Origin of the sequence: Vibrio coralliirubri, from assembly GCF_024347375.1 — a bacterium.
GTDB classification, from domain to species: domain Bacteria; phylum Pseudomonadota; class Gammaproteobacteria; order Enterobacterales; family Vibrionaceae; genus Vibrio; species Vibrio coralliirubri.
Genome location: NZ_AP025470.1, coordinates 966,974 through 993,459, shown reverse-complemented (window position 1 = coordinate 993,459; position 26,486 = coordinate 966,974). Strand labels below are relative to the sequence as shown.

The 26,486-nt window shown below is 45.2% G+C and carries 20 protein-coding genes and 1 tRNA gene; 7 read left to right on the top strand and 14 right to left on the bottom strand.

The window, feature by feature from the left end; genetic code table 11:
- Positions 1-193 precede the first annotated feature (193 nt).
- From OCV20_RS04765 to fabB, 4 genes are all read right to left on the bottom strand, one after another.
- The gene (locus tag OCV20_RS04765; protein WP_261881424.1) at positions 194-5,107 is read right to left on the bottom strand and encodes a FimV/HubP family polar landmark protein; all 4,914 of its coding nucleotides are present in this window, start codon (positions 5,105-5,107) and stop codon (positions 194-196) included.
- Positions 5,108-5,314: 207 nt separating this feature from the next.
- On the bottom strand, positions 5,315-6,328 hold the full coding sequence (locus OCV20_RS04760; RefSeq protein WP_017062350.1) for an aspartate-semialdehyde dehydrogenase: 1,014 nt from the start codon (positions 6,326-6,328) through the stop codon (positions 5,315-5,317).
- 12 nt (positions 6,329-6,340) lie between these two features.
- Positions 6,341-7,474, bottom strand: a complete 1,134-nt coding sequence (locus OCV20_RS04755) for a 4-phosphoerythronate dehydrogenase (RefSeq protein WP_048611503.1) — start codon at positions 7,472-7,474, stop codon at positions 6,341-6,343.
- 483 nt (positions 7,475-7,957) lie between these two features.
- The gene (fabB, locus tag OCV20_RS04750) at positions 7,958-9,169 is read right to left on the bottom strand and encodes a beta-ketoacyl-ACP synthase I (protein WP_017062353.1); all 1,212 of its coding nucleotides are present in this window, start codon (positions 9,167-9,169) and stop codon (positions 7,958-7,960) included.
- A 128-nt stretch (positions 9,170-9,297) separates the two neighbouring features.
- On the opposite strand from fabB, the gene mnmC reads away from it, so the two are divergent.
- Complete coding sequence (gene mnmC, locus OCV20_RS04745; RefSeq protein ID WP_202910152.1) at positions 9,298-11,376, top strand: bifunctional tRNA (5-methylaminomethyl-2-thiouridine)(34)-methyltransferase MnmC2/FAD-dependent 5-carboxymethylaminomethyl-2-thiouridine(34) oxidoreductase MnmC1; 2,079 nt, start codon at positions 9,298-9,300, stop codon at positions 11,374-11,376.
- Between the two features lie 125 nt (positions 11,377-11,501).
- Here the strand turns inward: mnmC and OCV20_RS04740 are convergent, their stop codons facing one another.
- The 3 genes from OCV20_RS04740 to OCV20_RS04730 all read right to left on the bottom strand — a co-directional run bounded on the left by OCV20_RS04740 (position 11,502) and on the right by OCV20_RS04730 (position 13,003).
- Positions 11,502-12,023, bottom strand: a complete 522-nt coding sequence (locus OCV20_RS04740) for an NADPH-dependent FMN reductase (protein ID WP_017070306.1) — start codon at positions 12,021-12,023, stop codon at positions 11,502-11,504.
- 176 nt (positions 12,024-12,199) lie between these two features.
- Positions 12,200-12,463, bottom strand: coding sequence for a YfcL family protein (locus OCV20_RS04735; RefSeq protein ID WP_017063425.1), 264 nt, complete (start codon positions 12,461-12,463; stop codon positions 12,200-12,202).
- Positions 12,464-12,472: 9 nt separating this feature from the next.
- Positions 12,473-13,003 (bottom strand): elongation factor P hydroxylase, encoded by a 531-nt coding sequence (locus OCV20_RS04730; protein ID WP_086775637.1) that lies wholly within the window; start codon positions 13,001-13,003, stop codon positions 12,473-12,475.
- Between the two features lie 299 nt (positions 13,004-13,302).
- On the opposite strand from OCV20_RS04730, the gene OCV20_RS04725 reads away from it, so the two are divergent.
- Complete coding sequence (locus OCV20_RS04725) at positions 13,303-13,926, top strand: trimeric intracellular cation channel family protein (protein ID WP_004734183.1); 624 nt, start codon at positions 13,303-13,305, stop codon at positions 13,924-13,926.
- 275 nt (positions 13,927-14,201) lie between these two features.
- Here the strand turns inward: OCV20_RS04725 and aroC are convergent, their stop codons facing one another.
- Positions 14,202-15,287 carry a chorismate synthase gene (aroC, locus tag OCV20_RS04720; RefSeq protein ID WP_086775638.1) on the bottom strand — a complete coding sequence of 362 codons (1,086 nt, stop codon included), beginning with the start codon at positions 15,285-15,287 and terminating at the stop codon, positions 14,202-14,204.
- A 298-nt stretch (positions 15,288-15,585) separates the two neighbouring features.
- Between aroC and OCV20_RS04715 the strand changes: the two genes are divergently transcribed.
- Together OCV20_RS04715 and OCV20_RS04710 are read left to right on the top strand one after the other, a co-directional pair.
- A complete protein-coding gene (locus OCV20_RS04715; protein ID WP_086775639.1) occupies positions 15,586-16,089 on the top strand; it encodes a GNAT family N-acetyltransferase in 504 nt (167 codons plus the stop codon).
- 128 nt (positions 16,090-16,217) lie between these two features.
- Positions 16,218-17,564 carry an ISNCY family transposase gene (locus OCV20_RS04710; RefSeq protein WP_261881439.1) on the top strand — a complete coding sequence of 449 codons (1,347 nt, stop codon included), beginning with the start codon at positions 16,218-16,220 and terminating at the stop codon, positions 17,562-17,564.
- Between the two features lie 144 nt (positions 17,565-17,708).
- On the opposite strand, the gene OCV20_RS04705 is transcribed toward OCV20_RS04710, so the two are convergent.
- Positions 17,709-17,785 (bottom strand) — tRNA-Arg (locus OCV20_RS04705).
- 211 nt (positions 17,786-17,996) lie between these two features.
- Here OCV20_RS04705 and folD point away from each other — a divergent pair.
- Complete coding sequence (gene folD, locus OCV20_RS04700; RefSeq protein WP_017062367.1) at positions 17,997-18,854, top strand: bifunctional methylenetetrahydrofolate dehydrogenase/methenyltetrahydrofolate cyclohydrolase FolD; 858 nt, start codon at positions 17,997-17,999, stop codon at positions 18,852-18,854.
- A gap of 118 nt (positions 18,855-18,972) precedes the next feature.
- On the opposite strand, the gene OCV20_RS04695 is transcribed toward folD, so the two are convergent.
- From OCV20_RS04695 to OCV20_RS04675, 5 genes are all read right to left on the bottom strand, one after another.
- On the bottom strand, positions 18,973-20,787 hold the full coding sequence (locus OCV20_RS04695; RefSeq protein ID WP_086775835.1) for a cation:proton antiporter: 1,815 nt from the start codon (positions 20,785-20,787) through the stop codon (positions 18,973-18,975).
- A 164-nt stretch (positions 20,788-20,951) separates the two neighbouring features.
- The gene (locus OCV20_RS04690; RefSeq protein WP_019826134.1) at positions 20,952-22,151 is read right to left on the bottom strand and encodes a NupC/NupG family nucleoside CNT transporter; all 1,200 of its coding nucleotides are present in this window, start codon (positions 22,149-22,151) and stop codon (positions 20,952-20,954) included.
- Positions 22,152-22,356: 205 nt separating this feature from the next.
- A complete protein-coding gene (locus OCV20_RS04685) occupies positions 22,357-23,277 on the bottom strand; it encodes a LysR family transcriptional regulator (RefSeq protein WP_017063421.1) in 921 nt (306 codons plus the stop codon).
- A gap of 170 nt (positions 23,278-23,447) precedes the next feature.
- Positions 23,448-24,446 carry a lytic murein transglycosylase gene (locus OCV20_RS04680; protein ID WP_048615080.1) on the bottom strand — a complete coding sequence of 333 codons (999 nt, stop codon included), beginning with the start codon at positions 24,444-24,446 and terminating at the stop codon, positions 23,448-23,450.
- Between the two features lie 30 nt (positions 24,447-24,476).
- The gene (locus tag OCV20_RS04675) at positions 24,477-24,767 is read right to left on the bottom strand and encodes a YcgL domain-containing protein (RefSeq protein ID WP_017062372.1); all 291 of its coding nucleotides are present in this window, start codon (positions 24,765-24,767) and stop codon (positions 24,477-24,479) included.
- 219 nt (positions 24,768-24,986) lie between these two features.
- On the opposite strand from OCV20_RS04675, the gene minC reads away from it, so the two are divergent.
- Both minC and minD read left to right on the top strand, forming a co-directional pair.
- A complete protein-coding gene (gene minC, locus OCV20_RS04670) occupies positions 24,987-25,649 on the top strand; it encodes a septum site-determining protein MinC (protein WP_017063419.1) in 663 nt (220 codons plus the stop codon).
- Between the two features lie 21 nt (positions 25,650-25,670).
- On the top strand, positions 25,671-26,483 hold the full coding sequence (minD, locus tag OCV20_RS04665) for a septum site-determining protein MinD (protein ID WP_009848498.1): 813 nt from the start codon (positions 25,671-25,673) through the stop codon (positions 26,481-26,483).
- Positions 26,484-26,486: the final 3 nt, after the last annotated feature.

The following is a 26,486-nucleotide window of genomic DNA, read 5'->3' as shown; positions in this document are numbered from 1 at the left end:
TTCTTGTTCTCTTTGAAAATGGGCGAGAAGTATATACGGAAATCAGTGCTAGCCCAAATAGGATGGGACTAAAACTTCAATAAACAATCAGCAGCGACCGAGACGATGCTGTTGAAAAACCAAATCAAACGATAGCGCTCTGCATTGCCTTAAAATAAAGGGTAGCCAACGCTACCCTTTCTGATTTGTAAATTTATCGACCGTTTAACGTATCGATAAGATTTTTTGCCTCTCGACGAATATCATCGCTGCCATCAACGATTGCCTCTTCTAGAAGCTTAATTGCCCCTTGCGAGTCACTCATCTCGATGTAGATTTTGGCCAAATCAAGCTTACCCGCAGCTTCTGCATTGCTGTCGACATCATAATTGCCAATATCACCGATAACATCAGGGAATTCGTTTAGACCAACATCCAGTTTAAGCTCTTCATCGTCTGGATTAATGACTTCTTCACCTTCTTGCTCGACTTGAGCCATCAGTTCATCAATCGTCATGTACTGCTTATCACGACTGTTGCCTGATTCAGTTAAGTTGTCTTGTTGAGCCCAATTCTCTTCTTTGATCTTCGGTTCAGCTTGCTGTTCAGCCGACGCCCAAATCTCTTGTTGGTCATCAGGCACATCATTATGCATGCTCGATTGTTGCTCTGGCGCTAGGTTAAAGCCTTTCCAGTCTTCGCCGCCAACTTCAAGCATTGCGTCAATATCCAGCCCTGCGCTATCAATCGAAGTTGCGTCCAATGGCTTATCGAACATGTTGTCGACAGAGTCTTGAACATCTTCAGAAAGCAACTCAGCTAATGCTGTCTCATCAAAGTCATCAAAGCCTTCTAGTGGCTCATCTTGAACCGATGCAGGCGTTGAGTTTGGCTCTGAAGCCGCGCTCAGTGATTGTTCTGGCTGTGTAAAACCAGCCGGTTCAGAGTCATCAGCATTCGAGAAATCATCGGTCTGACTGTAGCTCTGCGGGTTTGAGAACAGATCATGCAACGCATCTTGCTCTTCGCCTTGTGGGCTGAAAGAAGTCAATGGTGTCGGTTTCTCTGCAAACGCATCGGAGATGGCTTCATCTTCACCGTATTCCGGTAAATCAAACTCATCAAACTCTACGCCTTGGTCTTCCGCCACCGGCTCAGCGTTGCTTTGCTCAATATCATCTAAAACAGAGTCCGCTTTTGCGCTTTCTTCATCGTACTCAGGAAGATCAAGATCATCGAACTCAAACTTCTCTGTGTCAGGCGCTAAGTCTTGCTCTAACTGCGCTTCATCAGGCTCACTCACCACTTCAGCTAACGCGTCTTCTTCACCAAACTCTGGGAGTTCGAAGTCATCGAATGAGAACTCTTCTTCGCTTTCTGGTTGCGCAGTTTCTGCCTGTGGTGCAGCATCTAGTTGAGGCTCAGCGGTTGGTTGCGATTCAACACTTGATTGAGAGTCTATAACAGGCGTTGCTGGCTCCAGTGTTGATTCAGCATCAGCTTCCGCTAGTGCGTCTTCTTCACTAAACTCTGGTAACTCGAAATCATCAAACGAAAACTCTTCGTCGTCTTGCGCCTGAGCTGTAACTTGGGCTTCAGCTTGAGGCTCAACACTTGGTTGAGAGTCAATAGCAGGCATTGCTGGCTCTGCTGTTGATTCAGATTCAGCTTCCGCTAGTGCGTCTTCTTCACCAAACTCTGGTAGTTCAAAGTCATCAAACGAGAATTCTTCTTCGCCTTCTTGTCCTAGAACTTCAGCTTGTTCTGCTACTTCCGCTTGTGGTGTAGCTTCAACTTGCGGTTCAGTATCTAACTGAGGTTCAGCGACAGGTGTTACTGGCTCTGGTGTTGCGCCAGGTTCTGCCAATGCTTCTTGTGCAGGCGTCTCGTCTTCAACCAGCCAATCATCGTCTTGTGGCACACCAAATTCATTCGGAATGATCTCTGGCATATTTGCAGCACGAACTGGCTCTGGCTCTGGCTCTGGCTCTGGCTCTGGCTCTGGCTCTGGCTCTGGCTCTGGCTCTGGCTCTGGCTCTGGCTCTGGCTCTGGCTCTGGCTCTGGCTCTGGCAAGGATTCAACAACATCTTCAAGCTGATCGCTACCTTGGATTTTCGGCTCAAAGTCAAAATCAGAGGTAACGTTCGCTGGCGACTCTACATCGCCGATGGCTTCAGCTAACCAGTCTTCAACCGTCTCTTCATCATCTTCAGAGATATCATTTAAAGAGGATGGCGAAGCTTGTTCTTGTATGTCGGCTTCTTTTGACTCTGGTTCTTGTTGTGCGGTTTCTTCTTGAACTCGCTCTTCAAAATCTGGTTTGTCAAAATCAGAATTCTCAGATAACAGCGAGTCGATATCCAGTTCATCATCTTCAACCGACGATGCGGTTTCTTCCGCTGATACTTCGTCGCTGTCTAAAAGAGACGCTTGCTCTGGTTCAACCGTATTGTCAATTAATTGCTCAACAGGCTCTTCTGTCGCTGGCAACAAATCATTGTCATCAGAAGTCATTAACTCATCAATTAACGCTTCGTCTGTTGTTTCTAGCGAGTCATCAAGCAAAGCATCCGTTGCTGGTGCGACACCGAACAAATCATCGATAAAACCATCACGATTAAAGGCTTCATCTTTTTCTGGCTTAATGTCAGTACTTTCTTGAGTCACTTCCGAGTCTAACGATTCATCACTAACGACTTCAGGTTGTGGTGTTTCACTAATGTCCGATGCTTGCTCAGGCTCAACTTCAGATGTTTCAGAGGTTAACGGAGTAAGCTCAACGCCTGAGTCCTTTTCAGGTTCATCGTTAACGTTGTCAAAACCAAAGGCTGCGTCTAACTCTTTATCAAACGCCTTATCTTCAGATTCAAGCTCGTCTTCAATGCCACTTGTCAGTAAGTCATCAAATGGGTCTAGAGATTCTGATTTTGATGCATTCGCTGAAAGCTCATCATCTGACAGTTCACTATCAAGGAAATCATCCAGTAAGTCGGTACTTGCGGCGTCGAGTTCGAAATCATCATCGTCAGAAGCACCTATCAATTCATCTAAAGTTTCCGTGCTATCTTCCGCAATGTTTAGCTCATCATCGGTCGATAGGCCAGAAAGCTCTTCAAGTTCAGATAAGGAATCAAAGCCTAGAGGCTCACTTTCAGACTCATCATCCGATTCGTCTTCCAACATTTCATCAAGAAGGTCAGTCGAGTTACTTAAATCAACGTCATCCCCGGCCAATTGCTCATCAAGCAGGTCAACGCTGTCTTGAGGTTCTTCATCTACGATTGGCTTATCGAACTGAGACAGAATGTTTTCGATATCATCGTCAGACGCCAAACCACTGTTTAGGTTAGTGGCAATCTCATCGTCGCTATCAAGGTTGAAAAGGTCATTCGCTTGATCGTTCTGAGCGGCAACCTGGGCAAAGATGTCATCAATATCATCATTCGCTGTCGGTGAAGCTGGCTCAGGGGACTGTTGTTCAGAGATTAGAGCATCAATATCAAAGTCGTCATTGCTCAAATCAGCAGGCTTAGTCTCACTTTGTTGCTCAGAGATAAGCGCATCGATGTCAAAATCATCGCTTGCTGGTGTTTCAGTGCTAGAAGGCGAATCACTTTGCTCTTCCGAAATCAGAGCATCAATATCGAAGCTATCATCATCTTCGTCATCAAGAGCAAACAGATCATCTAATAAAGATTGGTCTAGCTCGTTGGAACCGAGATCTTCAGTTTCAGACTCTTGAGATAGTAAAGCTTCAATGTCATCAGCAGACATTGCGTTATCATCAGAAAGGTCGAAGTCGACATCATCAGTATCGACGGCGCTTTCCGCAGTTTTGTCTAGCGCACGCTCCATCTCTTCAAGACCAAGCGCTTTCTCTTCGCCATTAACACTAATGCCGTTGCTGCTGTCTAAATCTAGATCGTCGAAGTTGGTGTCTAAATCGCCGTTTTCGCCAATGCTGGCAAATGGGTCATCGTCTTCACCATCTAGATTGAAATCGAGATCAGATTCATCTAAGCCGGCAAAGACATCGTCTTCTTCGGCTAGCGCTTGCTCGTCAAACAGCTTGTTGGCGTCATCTTCTGTACCAAACAAATCATCGTCTAAAGACAGCTCGTTAAGGTCATCCATCTCGTCGCCCAATGCAATAGGCGCAACGGTGCTTGGTTCTGGCTGAAGCGGTTGTTCTTGAGTCGTCTGCTGTTGCTCATCATTTTTAGAACGACGGCCTAACAGCATCACAACGATCAAACCAATGAGCAAACCTGGAATAATCGCCAGAGCCGCTACTAACCAACCATTCGATAACAGTTCGTCCATGGCACTTGGTGCCATCTTTTCAATTTCGGCGTTCTTTCTGCGCTCTTCATCAAGCAGCTTTTCCACTTCGCTACGAATGCGCTCTTCATCACTGAGCTCTGTTTTTAGCTCATCCACTTCCGATTGAACATTCGATAACATCAAACGAAGTTGGTGGTTTTTCTCTTCAAGTGACAGCAGTTCAGTTTCTGAAAGCTCTAGCTGCTTCTCTAACTTGTTCATCTCTTGGGTTGGAGCAGATTGAGCTAGAGATGATTGAGTTGGAGACAATGGCTTTTTAGCGGTTTCAGTAGTGCTTACTTGCTTAGCAGGAGCAACATTTTTTGCATCAGAACTCGACGCTTTTGGTTTTGAAGCGACAGGCTTACTTGCAGGAGCATCAAGCTTAGCAAGATGTGAGTTCATGATGTTGATAGCTTGCTGCGTCGAGCTTGCACGTGCTTGCTCTAAAGAAGGCACTCGTAAATTACTGGCAGGCAGCAGGCTATGGATATTCTGGTTTTCAAACGCTTGTGGGTTTAAGCGATAAATAGCCAACAGGGTTTGTTGGACTGAAACGGAGTTATCAGGGCGTAACTTTGAGGCAATAGACCACAATGTTTCTGAGCCGCGAGTTGGACCATAGAAACGTGAAGGCTCAGCGCTATTCGATTGCGCTCTTTGAAGTGGTTCTGAAAACGTAGGCGCTGATTGTATCTGGCCATTAGGCCCTACAACTCGAATGGAATCTGCACGAACAACGGAAATCTGAGTCGCAATGATAAAGGCAAAAGGCATTAACCACGGCTTGAAAATTTGAAACATAAAAGGCTCAGCTAGGTGCTTAAATTCGGAAAAGTGATGATCTATTAAATATATCGGATAAATGACGTAAAACTATAGAGATGAAAACAAAAAATGTGTTGCAGCAACAATATTCGCAGCAATTTCACACAATTTGACTAACAATATTTTTAATCGATTAAAAAAGCCCCACTAAAGAGTGAGGCTTGTTTATCAAAGCAATAAAGCTTAGAAGTAATCGCGAATCAGAACTTCAGCGATTTGAACTGCGTTTGTTGCTGCGCCTTTACGAACGTTATCAGCGACAACCCACATGTTCACGCCGCTGTGATGGCTGATGTCGTTACGAATACGACCAACCATTACGTGGTCTTTACCACCTGCATCACGAACTTGAGTTGGGAAGTCTAGCGCTTGGAATACTTCAACACCTTCTGTGTTCTCTAGAAGCTGAACCACTTGCTCTGCACCGATTGGTGCGCGAGTTTCAATGTGTAGAGATTCTGCGTGACCGTAGAATACTGGTACACGAACACAAGTCGGGTTCACTGTGATTGAAGAGTCAGCAAAGATTTTTTGAGTTTCCCAAACCATCTTCATCTCTTCACGCGTGTAGCCGTTCTCTGTAAATTCATCGATTTGAGGAATACAGTTGAAGGCGATCTGTTGTGAGAACGCTGAATTTTCAGCTGGCATACCGTTAAGAAGCTTAGCCGTTTGACCCGCTAGCTCATCGATACCTGGCTTACCTGCACCAGACACAGATTGGTAAGTTGAAACGTTAATACGCTCAAGGCCCACTTCATCGTGAATTGGTTTCAGAGCTACTACCATTTGGATAGTAGAACAGTTAGGGTTCGCGATGATGTTACGGTTACGGAACTCAGCAATTGCTTCAGGGTTCACTTCAGGCACAACCAGAGGAACATCGTATTCGTAACGGAAACGTGATGTGTTATCGATAACAACAACACCTTCATCAGCCGCAATTGGAGCCCAACGCTCTGAAAGCTCGCTACCTGCAGAGAAAAACGCAATATGTACTTGAGACCAATCGAAGTCTTCTACGTTTTGTACTTGTATTGTTTTGCCGTTAAAACGGGAAGTTTTGCCTTCACTACGTTCACTTGCTAGTAAGTGCATTTCACCGACAGGGAATTTACGCTCTTTAAGTACTTCAAGAATGGTTTCACCAACCGCACCAGTCGCACCTAAAATAGCAATATTAAATTCTTGGCTCATTGTTTCTCTCTTTTATAAAGTTGGCTTTACCATAAAACCGAGTTTAGATAACGGCGTTAAATTACAAGATTCGTCGCCCGTTAACTCGACTGCACTGTACTCTCTGCGGTCCCAATATTCTTTACGCATCTTGTCAAAAGAACCCGGCGTAGCGATATTGCGACGGAATAAGGCGTCGTCTTTGCGCACATCATAGATCAACTGAGTCAAATTGTGCAGTGTTGCTTCATCCCAAGCTCTATCTAATTTCATTTGAGGTACAGGCGCTGTCGGCAATAAGTCGCTCGCATAAGCACGCTGTTCAGTACCTAAAAACTCACAATAGCTGTTGAAGATCATTGTGGTACCACGCGCTTTACCCTCTAAACCGTAGCCCGCTACGTGAGGAGTTGCAAAAGCAAGAAGTGGAAGAAGCTCAAAGTCGACTTCAGGTTCAAACTCAAACACATCAAGCACTGCGGTGAAACCATCGGCTTTTTGCAGGCGAGCTTTTAGCGCTTGGTTATCAACCACAGGACCGCGAGCTGCATTAATCAGAATTTGATCAGCACGTAAGTTGTTCAGCACTTGCTCATTGATCAAGTGATGCGTTGGAAACTCACCCGTCTTAGTGATCGGTGTATGCAATGTAATAACGTCTGATTGCTCAAGCAGAGTTTCTAGCTCAGTAAATTCGCGAGTATCACCCTCTTGCTGTTTTAGAGGGTCGTTCAGCAGAACTTTAATACCAATGCCTTCTAGGCACTTCGCTAAGTAACTGCCCACTTGACCACAGCCGATAATACCAACCGTTTTATCAAAAACAGAGAAGCCTTGTTGCTGCGCAAGCACCATCATCGCACTGAACGCGTACTCAGCAACACCCACCTTGTTACAGCCAGGCGCCGCAGTAAAGAAAATGCCACGCTCTTTCATCAATTCTTGGTCAACATGGTCCATACCAGCCGTCGCAGTACCGACAAACTTCAGCTTATTGGCTTTGCTGATCAATGACTCGTTTACTTTGGTAACAGAGCGAATCATCAATGCGTCTACGTCAACTAGGTCGTCAGCAGTAAGTGTGCGACCAGACTTCATTGTCACTTCCCCTAGCTGGCTAAAAAGCGCTTCAGCGTAAGGCATATTTTCGTCGATTAAGATTTTCATTTGGCGAGTACTTTTGTTGGGGTCTATCGACCTAAATGTGAATTGAAATGATTGTGCAAAATTCCACACACGGTGTCGAGTAGCAATTGGAATACATTATAAATAAAGGGCTGAATCACTGAGTCTGCACAAACAACAGGCATAAGATTCCATACCCAAATATTAAACGGCTAAAACGAAAAATGCCCGATTGAATAAACAATCGGGCAAACATCCAGAACAAAAGGATCCTATCTCGCTCTCCAGGAGACAGAGTCTTGCGTCTGTTCAACCAGTACTAACCAAGGTCAGTACTGGTCAAGCTCTGGAAACCTTTCAATTTCTAAACCCAGATTTAAAAACTATGTTTAAAAAACACGTTTACCAACCTACGTCTAAAAACTTTGTTCTGATGGTCATTATTACTGGGTGACCTGTGCGTGTTGAATCTGCACTAGCGCAACCCTTTAACGATTAACCTTGTCTCTGTAACTCAAGCCTAAGTTAAGCTTGGTACTTTTTGATTACTAGCGTTGCGTTCGTACCGCCGAAACCAAAGCTGTTAGACATAACCGTTGTTAGCTCTTGATCACGAGCTTCAGTTACGATGTCTAGGCCAGCAGCAGCTTCGTCTAGGTTAGAAACGTTAATGCTTGGAGCGATAAAGCCGTTATCTAGCATTAGCGTTGAGTAAATAGCTTCGTGTACGCCAGCAGCACCTAGAGCGTGACCTGTCATCGCTTTAGTTGCAGAAATTGCTGGGCTGTTGCCACCAAATACTTCTTGGATAGCGCCTAGCTCTTTCACGTCGCCAACTGGAGTTGAAGTACCGTGAGTGTTCACGTAGTCAACACCATCAACGTTTTGCATTGCCATCTTCATACAACGAACCGCGCCTTCACCAGAAGGAGCAACCATGTCGTAGCCATCTGAAGTTGCGCCGTAACCTACGATCTCGCCGTAAATTTTCGCGCCACGAGCAACAGCGTGCTCAAGCTCTTCGATAACTAGCATGCCGCCGCCACCAGAGATAACGAAACCATCACGGTCTGCATCGTAGGTACGAGAAGCCAGTTCTGGCGTGTCGTTGTACTTAGTAGAAAGTGCGCCCATTGCGTCGAACATCATAGTCAGAGACCAATCCAGTTCTTCACCACCACCAGCGAATACAACGTCTTGCTTACCAAGTTGGATAAGCTCCATTGCGTGACCAATACAGTGTGCAGATGTCGCACATGCAGAGCTCATAGAGTAGTTCACACCACGGATTTTGAAAGGAGTTGCTAGACAAGCAGAAACCGTAGAAGCCATTGTACGTGGAACCATGTATGGACCAACGCGCTTCACGCCTTTCTCACGGATGATGTCTACCGCGTTTACTTGGTTTAGAGATGAAGCACCACCTGAACCCGCAACGATACCCGTGCGGTCATTAGATACTTGATCTTCAGTTAAACCAGAATCAGCAATTGCTTGCTCCATTGAAAGATAAGCGAATGCCGCTGCATCACCCATAAAGCGCATTTTTTTGCGATCGATATGGTCAGCAGGGTTCATTTTTAGGTTACCCCATACTTGAGAGCGCAAGCCATTTTCCTTGAACTGCTCTGAAGCGGTAATACCAGATTTACCCTCTTTCAGTGATGCTAAAACTTCTTCGACGTTGTTACCGATACTTGAAACAATACCCATACCGGTGATTACGACTCGTTTCATGTGACATTCCTATAATTCTAAATTCAGCTAGATGATAACTAAGAAGCCTAACAAAAGTGGTCAGCTTTCCTAGAAATTCGTACAATCCCTACCAACATATCGCTTCAAATCACAAAATGATAGATTTTATGACTTCAATTACTAATGCAGAACTGGAATGGAATGAGTCTGGCACGCCAGTTTCAGACCAATTTGACGACGTTTACTTCTCCAATGTTAACGGTTTAGAAGAAACTCGCTACGTCTTTTTAAAGCAAAACCACCTTCCAGAGCGTTGGCTTGAACATGAACAACGCCGCTTTGTGATTGCTGAAACCGGCTTTGGCACAGGTTTGAACTTTCTTGCCGTTTGGCAATGGTTCGATGCTTTTCTTAAAGATAACCCACAAGCGATGACCAAAGAGTTACATTTCATCAGTTTTGAAAAATATCCTTTAAATAAAGAGGATCTCATCAAAGCACACCAATCGTGGCCAGAATTAGCCGAGTATGCGACGCAACTCCAAGAACACTACCCTATCGCTCTACCTGAGTGTCACCGCATTGTGCTGGGCGACGGTGCAATCACGCTTGATTTGTGGTTTGGCGATATTAAAGATTGCATGCCTAACGTACCAACCCCACGTGAAGGTTTGGTTGATGCTTGGTTCTTAGACGGTTTTGCTCCGAGCAAGAACCCAGAGATGTGGAATCAAAACCTGTTCAACGGCATGGCCAAGCTCGCTAAGCAAGATTGTAGCTGCGCCACCTTCACCGCTGCCGGCTTTGTTCGCCGTGGCTTAATTGAAGCTGGCTTTGAAATGAAAAAGGTCAAAGGCTTTGGTACTAAGCGAGAAATGATCGCCGGCCGACTTGGCGAAAAGCACGCTCATACCAACATCAAACCTTGGTATGGCCTCGCTCAACACAGTGAATCACAAGACATTGCGATCATTGGTGGTGGTGTCGCCAGTGCTGCATTAGCCAAAACGCTAAGCCGTCGTGGTAAAAACATCACCCTTTATTGTGAACACCCACAAGCTGCGGGCAATGCCTCAGGTAACAACCAAGGAGCGATTTACCCGTTATTGAGTGAAGCGACCTCGAACGTGTCTCGCGTGTTTGGCCCAGGATTACTGTTTGCTCGTCAATTTATTAATCAAGCGGCTCAGTCTATCCAATTTGATCACAGCTGGTGTGGCGTGAACATCTTGATGTGGGATCAAGGCTCCACTAAAAAGCTCAACCGCATGTTGGAAGGCAACTTCCACACCGACCTAATTCAACGTTTATCACCAGAGCAAGCCAACGAAAAAATTGGCTTACCGGTCGATAAAGAGAGTGTTTACTTTCCGTTGGGCGGCTGGCTAAGCCCTCTTCAGCTTACTCAAGGCTTGATTGGCAAGTTAGAAGAGAGCAACCAAGTGAGCGCACACTATCAACATCAAGTAACGCAACTTGAATGGTTAGAAGCAGAGCAGCAATGGTTACTGACGATTGAGACACCTCAAGGTGAGGTTCAAACCAAGCACGACCAAGTGGTTGTCGCGAATGGACACAAGTTCACTCAGTTTGAACAAACTCAGCCGGTACCACTGACTCCGGTTAAAGGCCAAGTGAGCCATATTCCGACCACGGAAAATCTCAGCCAGCTAAAAACCGTGTTGTGCTTTGATGGCTACCTGACGCCACAGAATCCAAACAATGGTCATCACTGTATTGGTGCTAACTACGACAAAACCAATATCGATCAAGAATTTGATATTGAGGTTCAGCAGCACAATGGCGAGCGCCTACATGGGTCACTACCAGACCAAGCTTGGACAAAAGATGTCGATACCAGTGATAACTTAGCGCGCCAAGGTATCCGAAGCGTAAGCCGTGACCACCTTCCGTTTGTCGGAAACGTTGGTGACTTTGTAGCCATTAAGGAACAGTATCAAGATCTGCACAACTTCAACCCGCAGCGTGACTCGGTTGAAGATGTTGAAACGGTAACAAGCTTCCCTAACCTATACTGCTTTATCGGACTGGGTTCGCGTGGTTTAAGCTCTGCACCATTATTAGCTGAAGTATTAGCATCACAGATCTGTGGCGATCCGCTGCCCTTGCCTGTTGATGTGCTTGAGGCGATTCACCCAAGTCGAATGTGGGTACGCAGACTGCGTAAAGGTAAGGCATTAACGGCTGGATGGGTTGCTGACAAGCATTCTAAATCAAATCCGTAGTTTCTAGTTCAGCTATTCTGAACATCTGAAATATCTGAAACTAATAAGTTAAAAGCTAAAAAGCCCGAGCGACATTGTGTCGCTCGGGCTTTTTGTTATTAGTGTTGCTCTAAACGAAGCAGTATTTACAGCTTAGCAACCGCGTCTTTAATCTGTAGAGCGATCTCTTCGTTGCTGATAGAACCAGATTCAAAATCAAAGTTATCGTAGAAGCTTGGTACTGAAACTGACGCTTGCACGTTGCCACCGAAGTAAGGTGCAGAACCTGTCGCTGCGCCAAGTACCGTTTGTGCGCCACCAGGACCCGGTGAAGTCGCTAGGTAAACCGCAGGCTTCTCGCCAAATACTGAACGCTCAATACGTGTCGCCCAATCAAATAGGTTTTTATATGCTGCTGGGTAGTGACCATTGTGTTCTGCGAACGAGATAACAAATGCATCAGCTTCAGCTAGGTCGCGCAAGAATGCTTGAGCGCCTTCAGCTTGGCCGATTTCTTTTTCAGTGTCTTCACTGAACATAGGAACATTGTAATCGTTGATGTCTAGGACTTTAACTTCAGCACCTTCAATCAAGTTTGCTGCGTAAGTTGCTAGTGTTTTGTTGATTGAGGTAGAACTTGTGCTTGCGCCAAATGCGATAACTTTCATGATGTGACCTTTTCTGTAATTCCGTTAAGTGGGATTAGAATAACGTAGTAAGAAAATGGAACCATCACAAGAAATGAACGGACTCATTCAAAAATTTCGAACGAGTCTCAAATAAACCAGTTCGCTCAGCAAAATTGAAAGGAAAGGACTGAGCGGATAGTATCAATGCATCGAGATTAAGCTTGGTTTTGTAGCTCAACCCAAAGGTCATTAACGATGGTGCGGTCTGCTGGCGTTAGTTCAGAGCGAGCGTCGTCTAGGCTCTGTTCAATACGCGCTTTTACTTCAGCCACATCTTCAATGCCTTCTTCTTCACATGAAGCCACAGAAAGAGAAATATGACCACGTAAGTAACCACCAGCAAACAGTTCATCGTCTGATGCGTTTTCAATGCGAGCATCAATTACTTCAAGTAGTTTTTCTTCAAATTCGATAATCATAATATTCTCTTATTTCACAATAAATTGGCTAGTACATAAAGGTTCTACATCGTAGAAGCTGCGTAATGCTTCAGAGAGCATTTTCACGCGAGGCGGAAGACCAGCTTCAAAGATACCCATGACTTCACTGTGTACTTTATTCATAAAGGCCAAACGATCTGGCTCAAAATCGCCGTGTAGATTGTCACAGCTGACATTAAAAGGAAAGCCCGCACTCATCGCAATGATCCATTCATACGCTTGTGGGCGAATTTCTACTTTTTCAAACTCAGCTTGAACCGCCTCAGTTCGACCATCAGGCTCATACCAATAGCCAAAATCTTCCAACAAACGACGTTCAGGCCCAGCGACACACCAGTGTGCTATTTCGTGAAGGGCAGACGCATAAAATCCGCGAGCAAATACGATACGGTGATGAGAAATCTGTTCGTCGGCTGGCAGGTAAATAGGCTCGTCTGCACCCAGTTCGAGCTTGGTATTGTAACTCTCGAAAAAGGTATGATTGAAAATATCGATGATGTCTGGGTATTGGTGCGTCATAAAATCAAATTTAAGTAAAAAGAACTGGGGCATTTTGCGTTTTTTTCAGCGATCGGTAAAGCCCTATCACGAGCAATGGCATTGGGTTGACCCCAATACTTTACCGTGACAATCGATTGCTGATCCCAGATTACACTACTTTGAGGTGAATGATTAGTTTAGCTAATCTGAAAAGGCCATTCACGGTACAAATATTCATTCGTCAATCAGCGTTTTTACTACTACACTCGCGCTTCATTTTTATATCCCTATGGCCTATAAGACTCCAATTTATAGACCTATATTATAGAGCTACAGCAATGCTACTAAGTGTTTTGTATATCATTGGCATCACGGCAGAAGCCATGACCGGCGCTCTCAGTGCTGGCAAACAAAAAATGGATTGGTTTGGTGTAATGTTGGTTGCGAGTGCAACGGCAATTGGCGGCGGCACAGTACGAGATATCTTACTTGGCCATTACCCTTTAGGTTGGGTGGAAAACCCTCAGTATCTAGCGATCACCTGTATCGCAGGTGTTATTACAACCGGACTGGCTAAATGGGTAATCAAGCTCAAAGGGCTATTCATTCGTTTAGATGCACTCGGGCTTATCGTGTTCAGTATCATTGGTACTAAGGTAGCGATGACCATGGGTCTTCACCCAATGATCTGTATGGTGTCTGCGCTAGTCACCGGTGTCTTTGGTGGTTTGCTGCGAGATCTTATCTGTCGTCAAACACCATTGGTATTGCATGAAGAGCTGTATGCATCTGTCGCACTTGTCGCTTCAGGTTTATACCTAGGTTTGCTTGAGCTTGGCATCAACGACGTAACCGCGACGATTGTTACGCTTGTGGTGGGTTACTTGCTGCGTATGGCGGCCGTGCGATTCAAGTGGCGTTTACCTTCGTTCCAGCTTGATCCTGAAAGCTCGGTACATTAGGTAATACCAATCGTAGTAAATAACTGGTCACCCTAGCTTGCTAAAACGCTCGATAACTGCGTTAGAATTTTTGATTGTAGAATAACTACTTATCGAAAAATTCTGCCTTGTTCTCAAGCCTTTTCCCTGCGCTATTTTTGATCACTTACTTACTGTGATTGGTATAATATATTCTCAATTACGCACAATATAAAAAGGGTTGCTTCATTACGAAGCAACCCTTTTTGTTTTTATCAAATCAGTTTCAAATCTGTTCTGAATAAAACGAAGCAGAACTAGATTTTTGGCGTTTCAGTTGTCACACCAAAGTTTTGACCACGGTGACGTAGCAAGTGATCAAGCAATACAATCGCTAACATCGCTTCTGCGATCGGCACAGCACGGATACCTACACATGGGTCATGACGACCTTTAGTGATTAACTGCGTTGCTTCACCGTCTTTAGTGATCGTGTCACCAGGAACGGTAATGCTTGATGTTGGTTTAAGCGCAATGCTTGCCACAATATCTTGGCCAGTAGAAATACCACCTAAGATACCGCCAGCGTGGTTGCTGCTGAAACCTTCCGGAGTTAATGGGTCACGATGTTCACTACCGCGTTGATTAACCACATCAAAACCATCACCAATCTCAACACCTTTCACCGCATTAATGCTCATTAGAGCGTGCGCGATGTCTGCATCGAGACGATCAAAGATTGGCTCACCAAGGCCTACAGGCACTTTAGTCGCAACCACTTGAATCTTCGCACCGATCGAGTTGCCTTCTTTTAGCAAGTCACGAATCAGTTGGTCAAATTCCGGTACTTTGTCGGCATCTGGGCAGAAGAAAGCGTTGTTTTCAATCTCGTCCCAATCCACTTTCTCAATTGAGATATCACCCATTTGAGAGAGGTAAGCTTGGATTTCAACACCAAATTCTTGTTTTAGGTATTTCTTCGCAATTGCACCTGCCGCTACACGCATTGCAGTTTCACGAGCTGAAGAACGACCACCACCACGGTAATCACGCACACCGTACTTTTGATGGTACGTATAGTCAGCGTGTCCAGGGCGGAACTTGTCTTTAATTTCGGAATAGTCTTTAGAGCGTTGGTCTGTATTTTCAATCAATAGACCAATAGAAGTGCCCGTAGTTTGGCCTTCAAATACACCTGATAAGATTTTCACTTCATCCGCTTCACGGCGAGCCGTTGTATAACGAGAAGTACCAGGGCGACGACGATCCAAATCTCTTTGAAGGTCTGCTTCGGTAATTTCTAATCCTGGTGGGCACCCATCTACGATACATCCTAGTGCGATACCGTGACTTTCTCCGAACGTGGTCACGCGGAAATGTTGTCCGATACTGTTTCCTGCCATTACTTCCTCTAAATCAGCTATTGAGCAGAAGGTTTGATTCCTAAACCAACTGGCTAACAGCTTTACTTGTCTATTCTTCGTGAATTCATAGTGGCTTTATTACCAAATGATGTAAACCCCAAAAAACGAACAATTTTAACTTTCTATTACATGAGCCGAATGAAATGAATGACGAGGAGAAATGAGCGTCGCTTTGAAGTGGCCATTTTCACCAGTAACATTGCCCAATTAACAAAGGTTAATGAAGTCACTTTAAATACTCTCTATGTTGTACCCCACAATAATAAGGAGAAGAATAATGATTGAGTGGAGAGTTAAAAAGTTCGAAGATCTGTCTGTTCAAGAGCTCTATGATTTCTTGCAGCAAAGAGTTGATATTTTTATCGTGGATATGAACACGCCCTACAGTGATTTGGATGGTAAAGATAACCATCCGGAGACTTATCACGTCATGGGCTACGAGAACGGACACTTAGTGGCTTACAGTCGAATTATGGCTCAGAAACTTGGGTATCCAACCGATGTTCTTCCCCTGCTCGATTCAGATGCCAACGATGTTTGTATCGGACGAGTGATTGTCGCGAAGGACTATCGAGGCAAACAGATAGGTAACCAACTCATGCAGGTGAGTTTTGATGCAACTCGAAAGATTTATCCTGACTGCTCAATTTTTATTTCGGCACAATCACACCTTAAAGACTACTATGGTAAATTCGGTTTCGACGTGGTGACGGATAGTTACTTAGAAGATGGGTGTACGATGTTAGGTCTTCGATACATTCCAGAGGTTGTGGCTGTTTAACATAAGCCAACAGATACGCAGACAAGCTGTTAGAGCAATTTAGTAATGTCCGGTTTGAGCCATTTTAAAATGTCCTCCTAAGCTTACCTATATTGGTCTGCTTAGGAGTTATCCGGATGCTTATTACTATGAGTGCAAAAGATATTCATCGATTCAAGGTGCTTACTGACGTACGTGAAAAACGACTACGCCAAGTTGACGCCGCTATAATTTTGAATCTGTCTGCGCGCCATATCCGACGTTTGGTGAACAAACTGGTCTCTCTTGGTGCTCAAAGTCTTACACACGCAGCGCGTGGACGCCCAAGTAATCGACGCTACTCAGAACATTTCAGAATTGAAATACTGAAACTTATCCGTGAGCATTACTCTGACTTCTCACCAACGTTCGCTCTGGAAAAACTGACTGAACGACACAATCTATCCGTCTCTAAAGAAACACTCCGTCAATGGATGATCGCCGACGGACTGTGGCTTCCACATTCACAACGCAAACCTCGAGTCTATCAGCCTCGTTACCGTCGTGATTGCTTGGGTGAACTTATCCAAATTGACGGCTCCCATCATGACTGGTTTGAAGGCCGCAGCGACAAATGCTGCCTATTGGTGTTCATTGATGATGCGACTGGCCGTTTGATGAACCTAAGATTCAGCGAGACAGAATCCGCATTTGACTACATGTTGACCACGCGTGAATACCTCAATGAGCACGGTAAACCCATCGCATTTTACAGTGACAAGCACTCAATTTTTCGAGTGAATCAGGAGAAACACAAACAAGTTGGCCAAACTCAATACGGGCGCGTGCTGAAAGAACTGGCCATAGAACTCATCTGTGCCAACAGCTCCCAAGCCAAAGGCCGCGTTGAGCGAGCCAACCTCACGCTGCAAGACCGACTGGTTAAAGAGATGCGCTTACAAGGTATCGACACCATCGAACAAGCCAACGCCTGGCTTCCCTACTTCATCGCCGATTTTAACCATCGCTTTGCTAAGCCCGCTCAATACCCAAAAGACATGCATCGCCCGGTTCGAGAGTCCAAGCAAGAACTCGACGATATTTTCAGTTGGCAAGAAACCCGCAAGCTCTCAAAGTCGCTGACATTTCAATACGATAAAGTGATTTATCTCATTGAACCTACTGAAGAAAACAGCCGACTAGCGCACGAACATGTCAAGATACTCGACTACCCAAACGGTGAAATCGCCATCCAATACGGGCATCGAAAACTCGAATTCAAAACCTTCGACAAACTCGAGCACGTTCAACAAACCCAAATCGTCGACAACAAACGCCTCGGCCAAGTTTTAAAATTTGCTCAGCAACAACAAGAAGAATTCGAACAACAACAGCAACGAACCCGCAGTAAGAAAGCCCCCAAGCGCCGTGCACAACAAAGAGCCCTTCAAACAGCGCCTCGAGCCATCAACCCTGTCCTCACCGAACCATTCAAAGCTTCCAGTCGAAAGACCTAACAAGGGGACATTTCTATTTGGGACAAATGAGGACATTTTAAAGTGGGATTGACACAAGCGAAGCCACAAAGACAAAGAAGATTAGATTGCCCTGAAATGCAAAAAACCCGACAACTCGGAGAGTTATCGGGTTTCTTTAAATAATGGCACGCCCTGAAGGATTCGAACCTTCGACCACCTCCTTAGAAGGGAGGTGCTCTATCCAGCTGAGCTAAGGGCGCGCTACAGGAACGAATTATACGAATTCGAATCAGTAAAGCAACGGCTTTATGTAACATTCTGATCTAAGTGGGTAAAAAAAGGGCAACAAACATATAAGTGTTGGAAAATAGACCAAAGCAAACGTTTGCTTGATGGTAATCAAAAAGATTTTCTGGAATAATGCGCCAAAAACATCAGCCACTAACTTGAATATCAATACTAAGGAAATTCATGACTGCTCAAAATATTGATGGAAAGCTAATTTCTCAAACGGTTCGCTCCGAAGTTGCTGCACGTGTAAAAGCTCGTACTGAAGCTGGATTGCGCGCTCCGGGCCTAGCGGTTGTTTTAGTGGGTGAAGACCCTGCTTCTCAGGTTTACGTTGGAAGTAAGCGTAAAGCGTGTGAAGAAGTTGGCTTCGTATCTAAATCTTACGACTTGCCAGCCACTGCGACAGAAGACGAATTGTTAACACTGGTAGACCAACTGAACGACGATCCAGAGATCGACGGTATTCTTGTTCAACTGCCTCTACCAGCAGGCATTGATAGCACTCACGTTCTTGAGCGTATCACGCCAGAAAAAGACGTTGACGGCTTCCACCCATACAATGTTGGCCGTTTGGCTCAGCGCATGCCTAAGCTTCGCTCTTGCACGCCAAAAGGCATCATCACGCTGCTTGACCGTTACAACATCGATTTACGTGGTAAGCACGCGGTTGTGGTTGGCGCATCAAACATCGTAGGTCGCCCAATGACGCTAGAGCTTCTTCTAGCAGGTTGTACGACAACAACATGTCACCGCTTCACCAAAGACCTTGAAGGCCACGTACGTCAAGCAGACGTTGTGGTAGTTGCCGTTGGTAAACCTAACTTCATTCCTGGCGCTTGGATTAAGAAAGGCGCTGTTGTGGTCGATGTTGGTATCAACCGCTTAGAGTCTGGCAAACTAGTGGGCGACGTTGAATACGACGTAGCGAAAGAAAGCGCAAGCTTCATCACACCTGTACCGGGTGGTGTTGGTCCAATGACGGTTGCGAGCCTAATCGAGAACACCATGATCGCTTGTGAGCAATTTCACTCGAAGTAATCCGCAGCGTATATAAATAGAATTAGAAAGCCGCAACGTGATGAACGTTGCGGCTTTTTTGATACTTAGCTATTCGTTTTTGAAACAAGGCGACGCGCTTTTGATGAAGTGCTCGTTGCTACTTATCTGGAGTATCAACTTTTTCCGTCTGTTCAGAAGGCGGTAATAAACTAATAAGCTCACACTCCGTTGATATGAGTTTTTCCAACTCAGATCCTTGTGTAATTAAACGGAAATCACCGCCATTAATCACCCCAAGAGGGATAGCTTTAGGGTACAGCGCGTTAAACTCGTTTAAATCAAATGCCTCTGTCAAACCTGTACTTTTAATTTGGCTACCCTGAGCCATCAGTGAGTTAAGCTTGGAATAGGTAATCCCTTCCGAAAACAAGCTTCTATTGCCATCGCGACTCACTTGATGCCTTTCATGTTTATTCTCTGAGGACTCAAGCTCAAACACCTTATTCTCACCAAACTCGTCTTGATAGTGCATGCTAACTAACGGGTTGGTTTGACGATAAGGCGACACGATCATCGCACGCCCTATTCCATCCAATTCCAGATTATTTTCAGCGTGGCTCGAAGCCGGGTTACCAAAATAAACATTCAAGTTTTCCATGCGCGCTAAACGAATGCTCTCCCAGTTGGTATCAGCAAGCACACTGTTGATGTTGTGTGTGGCCAGCACTTTGGCAAACTGGCGTGAAAACTGAGTCGCACCAAAGAAGATAACGCCTTGTGCCTTCTCTTGAGTCACACCTAGCCTTCTCGCCCACCAACTCGCGGTAAGGCTCTGAATCACAACCGTACCGATGATGACCAAGAACACCATTGGCACCAGAAGGTCTGCGCCTTCAATTAATTGTTTTTCTTGAAGCTTGATTGCAAACAGAGAAGAAACCGCGGCTGCAACGATCCCGCGCGGTGCCATCCAGCTCAAAAACCACTTATCCGCAGAGGTAAGATCCGTGCCGATCCCGCTGATCCACACACTCAAAGGGCGCGCCACCAGCATCACTACCGCTAACAGACCAACCCCACCCCAACCTATCGAGAGGAAGGTTCCGGAATCGAGCCTGCTCGCTAACAGAATAAACAACGCAGAAATAAGCAACACGGTTAGGGTTTCTTTGAATTCGATGATGTCTTCGATATCCAAGCCTTTCACGTTGGCAAGCCAGATCCCCATGATGGTCACGGTTAATAAACCCGATTCTTCACTCAAATCATTAGAAAACGAGAACGCGGCGAGCATTAACGTCAACACAGCCACATTACGCAAATAGTGCGGTACCCAATGCCCTTGCAGCATCTTGGCAATCAAATGGCCACCGATGATCCCTAAGCCTAAACCTATTACTAGCGTCAGGCCCAGTGCTGACAGAACGTGTCCAGTAGGATCGGCAGAAGAAACAATGTACTCGTAAACGAGAACCGCAAACAGAGCGCCAATCGGATCAATCACTATCCCTTCCCATCGCAAGATACTGCCTAACGAAGATTTAGGCTGAATACTGCGAAGCATGGGCACGATTACCGTAGGGCCAGTTACCACAACTAATGCACCAAACAGTGCGGCTAACGGCCAACTGAAGTCCACAAAGTAATAAGCACCCACCACGATACACGCCCATGTAATCAACATGCCGAAACTCACGAGATGAGTCACCATCCGACCATGGCCTCTGATTTCTTTGAAATTTAGGGTTAATGCCCCTTCAAACAGGATGATGGCAACCCCTAATGAAATCATAGGAAACAGCACATCACCGAAAATGGCATCGGGATTTAGGATATTCAGGCCGGGACCTAACAACAGGCCAACGATAAGGAGAGGAAGAATAGCGGGAAGACGTAAACGCCAACCGAGTAGCTGACAAGCTAAAGACAAGAGTCCAATTAACGCCAAAGAAGAAGTAATCGACAAATCCATTTGTGCCCCTAAAAGGTTTGCACCACACCCTGTGGTACAAACTATTCAATGAAATAAGAAAGCCTACGTTCTTACACTATAGGCTCTCTTTTTCACGCTAACCGAATATTATTGTGATTAATCAGTCACTTTACTATAGGGGGAGTAAAGTCATGATCAGTTAGCTATAGGGAAAGTACAACACCAGCAATAGCGGCACTCATTAGGTTAGCAAACACACCTGCACAAATCGCTTTGAAGCCATATTGTGAGATGAAAGAGCGACGCTCTGGAACTAAGCTGCCCAAACCACCGATAAGAATCGCCATGGTAGATATGTTAGCAAAGCCACATAGAGCAAAAGTCACGATCGCTTGTGAGTGCTCACTTAGCGCCTCTTTAGCATCCATTAGTTGGATGAAAGCCACGAACTCGTTCACGACAATCTTGTTACCGATCAATGAGCCCGCAACCACAGCCTCAGACCACGGTACACCGATCAGCCATGCAACGGGTGCAAACACATAACCTAGGATAAGTTCGAAGCTTAGGTTTACGCCAAACCAGCCGCCAACGATACCTAGCAAGCCATTCAGCATTGCAATCACACTGATAAAGGCAAGAAGTGTTGCACCCACCGCAACGGCAATACGAAGTCCAGACATAGCCCCATCTGCCATTGCCTCAACTACGTTTGTTGCTCGTGGAATTTCTACATCAGACTCAATATTTTCTTGAGCGTCATCTGGGCTGCCAGGTACTAAGATTTTAGCCATCAATAGACCGGCTGGTGCAGACATGAATGCCGCAGCGATCAGGAAGTTTAGGTCAACGCCAAGCGATGCATAACCCACTAGCGTACCACCAGCGACAGAAGCTAAACCACACACCATCACAGCAAACAGTTGTGAATCCGTCATGTGCTTTAAGTAAGGTTTAACCACCAATGGCGCTTCAATCATGCCGACAAAGATGTTGGCAGTCGCAGACAGTGATTCCGCACGACCTGTGCCCAAGAACTTCTGCAGTGCACCACCGATAAGGTTGATCACTTTTGGCATAAAGCCGATGTGGTACAAACCAGAGATAAGCGCAGAGAAAAAGATAATGATGCCCAGAACATTAATCGCGAAAACGAAACCGTTATTCGTTAGGCCACCAAATAGGAAGTTAATCCCCTCTTGACCGTAGTTGATCAAGCTAGATACCGCACCCGTGGCTGCATTCAACGCTTCTTTACCCATTGGTACATACAGAACCAATAGCGCGAATGAGATTTGTAATAAGAAAGCCAAAGAGACTGTTCTTAGTGGAATATTTTTTCTGTCCGTAGATAGTAACCAAGCGGCAACTAAAATAGTGATAATTCCAAGTAGGGAAGCCATGTGCGTCAACCTAAAAGTTGTAGATAGGAAAGGCGACGCATTCTATAGAGGAAATCGTTTGCGGCAAGCTGAGGTTGTTAACGTGATGTTGGGGTAATCACGATTTAACTATGAGTAGAATTAAGTTATTGAATTTTAATAATTAACTTTGATTAAAAAGCGTACTTTTTCCATATGGAAATTATATTTATAGATTAGGAAACAGTTAGCGATGCAGTTCAACGCACGTTTTGAGGTTTTTGTCCCAATACGTCGGCGACCCGATATGATCTTTAATGAACTCAATCACCGCTGAAAGCTTCTTCGGCATGTTCTTTCGGCTTGGGTAAACAGCATAGAATGGCATCAACTGACTGGCTCTCCACTCTGGCAAGACTTGAATCAACTTGCCCGTTCTAAACTCTTCTTTCACTAAGTAAGTCGCCAAATAAGCAACGCCCCACCCTGATACTGCCGCGTCTCGTACTGCCTCAGCCAAATCGACTGAGTAATCGCCCGCGACTTTGACGCTGAGGTTTTCTTGCCCGTTATCAAACGCCCACGATGTGTAATCTCGTTCACGGCTACGATAAATAAGACAGTTATGGTCAATCAAATCGGAAGGTACATGTGGCGTCCCAGCCTTAATCAGATAATCCGGTGACGCAGCCACCACAAACTGGCTATCGGCTAAACGCTGCGCAATGTAACCTTCAGGCAAGTCTTCATTGTTGGTGATCCAGAGATCCAAGCGCTCTTCAATCATGTCCACCTTATAGTCGAACAAGTGGACCTCGATTCTCAACTGAGGATAAAGCTGTCTGAGTTGATCAATCGCCGGAATGATATGCAGTGTGCCAAATGACTGCGACAACCCGACGCGCAAGATTCCAGAGATATCATCGCGCTGGCTGTCCATATCCATCTGAGCCGCTTTTACCGTGTTAAACAACTGCTCACAATGTTGATAGAACACGTCTCCCGCTTCAGTCAGCGTGAGGCTTCGTGTGGTTCGTTGCACCAGCTTGATGCCTATCGAGTCTTCAAGCAAAGCGACTTGCTTACTGATATGAGACACCGAAACATTTAAGCTTTTTGCAGCACTGGTAAAGCCTTCGTGCTTGATCAGCGCATGAAATATCACCATCTGTGCAGCTCTATCTGTTAGCACAAGATCACCTTATTAAATCTCTGAAATATAAAATCAAAAAGGACTCCGAAGAGTCCTTTAGTTCGTTCTGCCTATGGTAGGCCAAATGCTATTCAAAGCGGCCTAAGGCTATTAACCAAATTCAGTCTATTAATCAAATGGGTCGATTAATCAAACTTAATTCTGTCAGCTAGATGGCTTACTGCCAAAGCAAAGTAGTAAGAACGGTTCCACTTCATTAACACATTGTAGTTGTTGTAAATGAGGTACGAACGACCCGCTTCGTCATCCGGCATTATCAACCAAGCTTTAATGTCTTCATCAAGCGTTGGCAGTGGGCGATCGTCATAGCGTTTAATGCCGAGTTCAGACCACTCTTTTAAGTATTTCGCTTTGTCTTCGTCTCGACCTTGTAAGTCAATAGACACAGTTGACGGAACATGAACCTGACGACCCCAAGTATATTTGTCATCCCATCCTGATTGGCTGAGATAATTGGCCGCTGAAGCAAATACGTCTTCTTCAGTGCCCCAAATGTCTTTCTTACCGTCGCCACTGCCATCAGCGGCATACGCTAAGAATGAGCTCGGCATAAACTGAGGCTGACCCATCGCACCAGCCCAAGAGCCTTTCATCTCTTTTGGAGCAATATGGCCTTGATCAAGAATCTTCAATGCCGCCATCGCTTCGCTGCGGAAGAAAGCTTCTCGGCGTCCTTCATAAGCCATGGTCGTTAGGGCGTCGATAACGCTGTAATTGCCCGTGAACTTACCAAAATTACTCTCAACACCCCATAGCGCGACAATGAATCTTGGTTGAACACCATATTCATCACCAATACGCTTTAACGCGGTGTAGTGTTCCTTATAAAGTGACCTTGCTTGCTTCACTTTCCAATCTGGAACCGCTCGTGGAATGTATTCATCCAGAGTCAGTTTTTTCTCAGGTTGGTTTTTGTCGGCTTTCACCGCACGTGGCTTAAACGTTACACCATCAAAGGCTTCATCAATGATCGCTTCAGAGATGCCTTCTTCACGGCCTTGTTGCTTTAGTTTTTCTACATATTGCTCGAAGCTCAGTTCTTCAGCTTGTACTGAACTTATGGTCAGGCTATTACCCAATAGTAATGCCGACACAGCCAATATGGTTTTCGAAAATTTACTCAACGATCACTCCTCCTTGAATTGAGGTGGCTATCACTCTTCGTCTTGAGATTTCTGTTGGGCTTTACGCTCTTTATGAAGCTCAAGTTCGTTAACTGGTGGTGGTGGAACCTGCAAAAAGAAACCATCGGTATTCAGTGATTCTTTCACTTTTTCGATGTTTACTTGAGCCAGTTTACGGCCATCCATTTTAATTACCATTACAAAACTAGGTTTACCAAACATTTGCATCAATGCGTCAGGAACTTGTGAAAAATCATCCTTCTTAGGGATATAAAGGTATGTTCCTTCTTTCTTTGAGCTTTTATATATAGAACACAGCATGACAAACCTTTTAATTGATTATGACTACAAAACTCTCACTTGCGAGATCAATAGTTTATGTTAGGGAAATATTGGGAACAAAACGTCCATTTGACAACAAGATTACTTGCTGTGCTTGGTTTGGGAATATAACATGATAAACCTAGTTTCAGGCAATGCCCTTTATTTTATTGATAAAGAAATTGTACCAATCCGCTATTGAGGTCCTGTAGTTTTTCGATGTCTAGTAACCCAGATCTAAAAGGTAGCAGCTTTACGCTATCTGTTTTGCACTTATCCGATGATCAAGTCGAAAATGCAGTCTCTTTTCTTCAAGAGAAAGTAGACCAAGCACCTACGTTTTTCGCTGCCGCACCTGTTGTTATCAACATCAGTAAAGTCGCGGGCGATATCGATTTTGTGCAACTTAAAAATGGTATATCTCAAGCGGGCATGATCCCGGTTGGTGTGGCAGGCTGTTCTGATAAGCGAATGCAAAACCTCGCTAAAGAAGCCGGTTTTGCAGTGATGACGGCAAGCAAGTCGCCATCACAAGCTCCAGCGAAGATGGCACCAATCAAGGTGATTAGAACCCCTATTCGTTCTGGTCAGCAGGTTTATGCGAAAGATGGCGATCTATTGATTCTCAGCCATGTGAGTGCAGGCGCGGAAGTGATTGCCGATGGCAGTATCCATATTCATGGCACTTTACGCGGCCGTGCGATTGCGGGTGCAAGTGGTCAAACTGAAGCAAAAATAATTTGTAATGACTTACAAGCCGAGCTGGTTTCCATTGCTGGAAATTACTGGCTCAGCGATCAAATTGAAAGCGAGTACTGGCAGAAGAAAACCATGTTCAGTATGGCAAACGATGTATTACACGTTGATGTCCTCGCAATATAAGAGAAATAAAAGGAAAACAGAATGGCACGCATTATCGTTGTAACGTCAGGTAAAGGCGGGGTAGGCAAAACGACCTCCAGTGCAGCTATTGCCTCGGGTCTGGCTTTAAAAGGAAAGAAAACCGCAGTTATCGACTTTGATATCGGTCTGCGTAACCTAGATTTAATCATGGGTTGTGAGCGTCGTGTTGTGTACGACTTCGTTAACGTTATCAATGGTGAAGCGACGCTGAACCAAGCGATGATCAAAGACAAGCGAACAGAGAACCTGTTCATTCTTCCTGCTTCTCAAACTCGTGATAAAGACGCACTAACAAAAGATGGTGTTCGTCGTGTATTTGATGAACTGGATGAAATGGGCTTTGATTTCATCATCTGTGATTCTCCTGCGGGTATCGAACAAGGCGCTCTGATGGCGTTGTACTTCGCTGATGAAGCGATTGTAACCACGAACCCAGAAGTCTCTTCAGTACGCGATTCTGACCGTATTCTAGGTATTCTTGACTCTAAATCTCGTCGTTCAGAAGACGGCTTAGAGCCAGTGAAAACACACCTTCTACTGACTCGCTACAATCCGGCACGTGTAACTCAAGGTGAGATGCTCAGTGTGGAAGACGTTGAAGAAATCCTGCACATCTCTCTACTGGGTGTAATTCCAGAAAGCCAAGCAGTACTCAATGCATCGAACAAGGGTGTTCCCGTTATCTTTGACGAAGCAACCGACGCAGGTATGGCTTACAATGATACTGTAGAGCGACTACTGGGTAGCCAAGTTGACTTCCGCTTCTTAACGGAACAGAAGAAAGGCATCTTCAAACGACTGTTCGGGGGCTAATGC

Excerpts from the sequence above, each read along its gene's own strand:
- OCV20_RS04740 (WP_017070306.1), bottom strand. The coding sequence starts at position 12,023 with ATGAAAGTTATCGCATTTGGCGCAAGCACAAGTTCTACCTCAATCAAC.
- mnmC (WP_202910152.1), top strand. The coding sequence starts at position 9,298 with ATGACTTCAATTACTAATGCAGAACTGGAATGGAATGAGTCTGGCACG.
- OCV20_RS04765 (WP_261881424.1), bottom strand. The coding sequence starts at position 5,107 with ATGTTTCAAATTTTCAAGCCGTGGTTAATGCCTTTTGCCTTTATCATT.
- OCV20_RS04715 (WP_086775639.1), top strand. The coding sequence starts at position 15,586 with ATGATTGAGTGGAGAGTTAAAAAGTTCGAAGATCTGTCTGTTCAAGAG.
- minD (WP_009848498.1), top strand. The coding sequence starts at position 25,671 with ATGGCACGCATTATCGTTGTAACGTCAGGTAAAGGCGGGGTAGGCAAA.
- OCV20_RS04760 (WP_017062350.1), bottom strand. The coding sequence starts at position 6,328 with ATGAGCCAAGAATTTAATATTGCTATTTTAGGTGCGACTGGTGCGGTT.
- OCV20_RS04735 (WP_017063425.1), bottom strand. The coding sequence starts at position 12,463 with ATGATTATCGAATTTGAAGAAAAACTACTTGAAGTAATTGATGCTCGC.
- OCV20_RS04755 (WP_048611503.1), bottom strand. The coding sequence starts at position 7,474 with ATGAAAATCTTAATCGACGAAAATATGCCTTACGCTGAAGCGCTTTTT.
- OCV20_RS04675 (WP_017062372.1), bottom strand. The coding sequence starts at position 24,767 with ATGCTGTGTTCTATATATAAAAGCTCAAAGAAAGAAGGAACATACCTT.
- folD (WP_017062367.1), top strand. The coding sequence starts at position 17,997 with ATGACTGCTCAAAATATTGATGGAAAGCTAATTTCTCAAACGGTTCGC.
- OCV20_RS04695 (WP_086775835.1), bottom strand. The coding sequence starts at position 20,787 with ATGGATTTGTCGATTACTTCTTCTTTGGCGTTAATTGGACTCTTGTCT.
- fabB (WP_017062353.1), bottom strand. The coding sequence starts at position 9,169 with ATGAAACGAGTCGTAATCACCGGTATGGGTATTGTTTCAAGTATCGGT.
- OCV20_RS04710 (WP_261881439.1), top strand. The coding sequence starts at position 16,218 with ATGAGTGCAAAAGATATTCATCGATTCAAGGTGCTTACTGACGTACGT.
- minC (WP_017063419.1), top strand. The coding sequence starts at position 24,987 with ATGTCTAGTAACCCAGATCTAAAAGGTAGCAGCTTTACGCTATCTGTT.
- OCV20_RS04690 (WP_019826134.1), bottom strand. The coding sequence starts at position 22,151 with ATGGCTTCCCTACTTGGAATTATCACTATTTTAGTTGCCGCTTGGTTA.
- OCV20_RS04725 (WP_004734183.1), top strand. The coding sequence starts at position 13,303 with ATGCTACTAAGTGTTTTGTATATCATTGGCATCACGGCAGAAGCCATG.
- aroC (WP_086775638.1), bottom strand. The coding sequence starts at position 15,287 with ATGGCAGGAAACAGTATCGGACAACATTTCCGCGTGACCACGTTCGGA.
- OCV20_RS04685 (WP_017063421.1), bottom strand. The coding sequence starts at position 23,277 with ATGGTGATATTTCATGCGCTGATCAAGCACGAAGGCTTTACCAGTGCT.
- OCV20_RS04730 (WP_086775637.1), bottom strand. The coding sequence starts at position 13,003 with ATGACGCACCAATACCCAGACATCATCGATATTTTCAATCATACCTTT.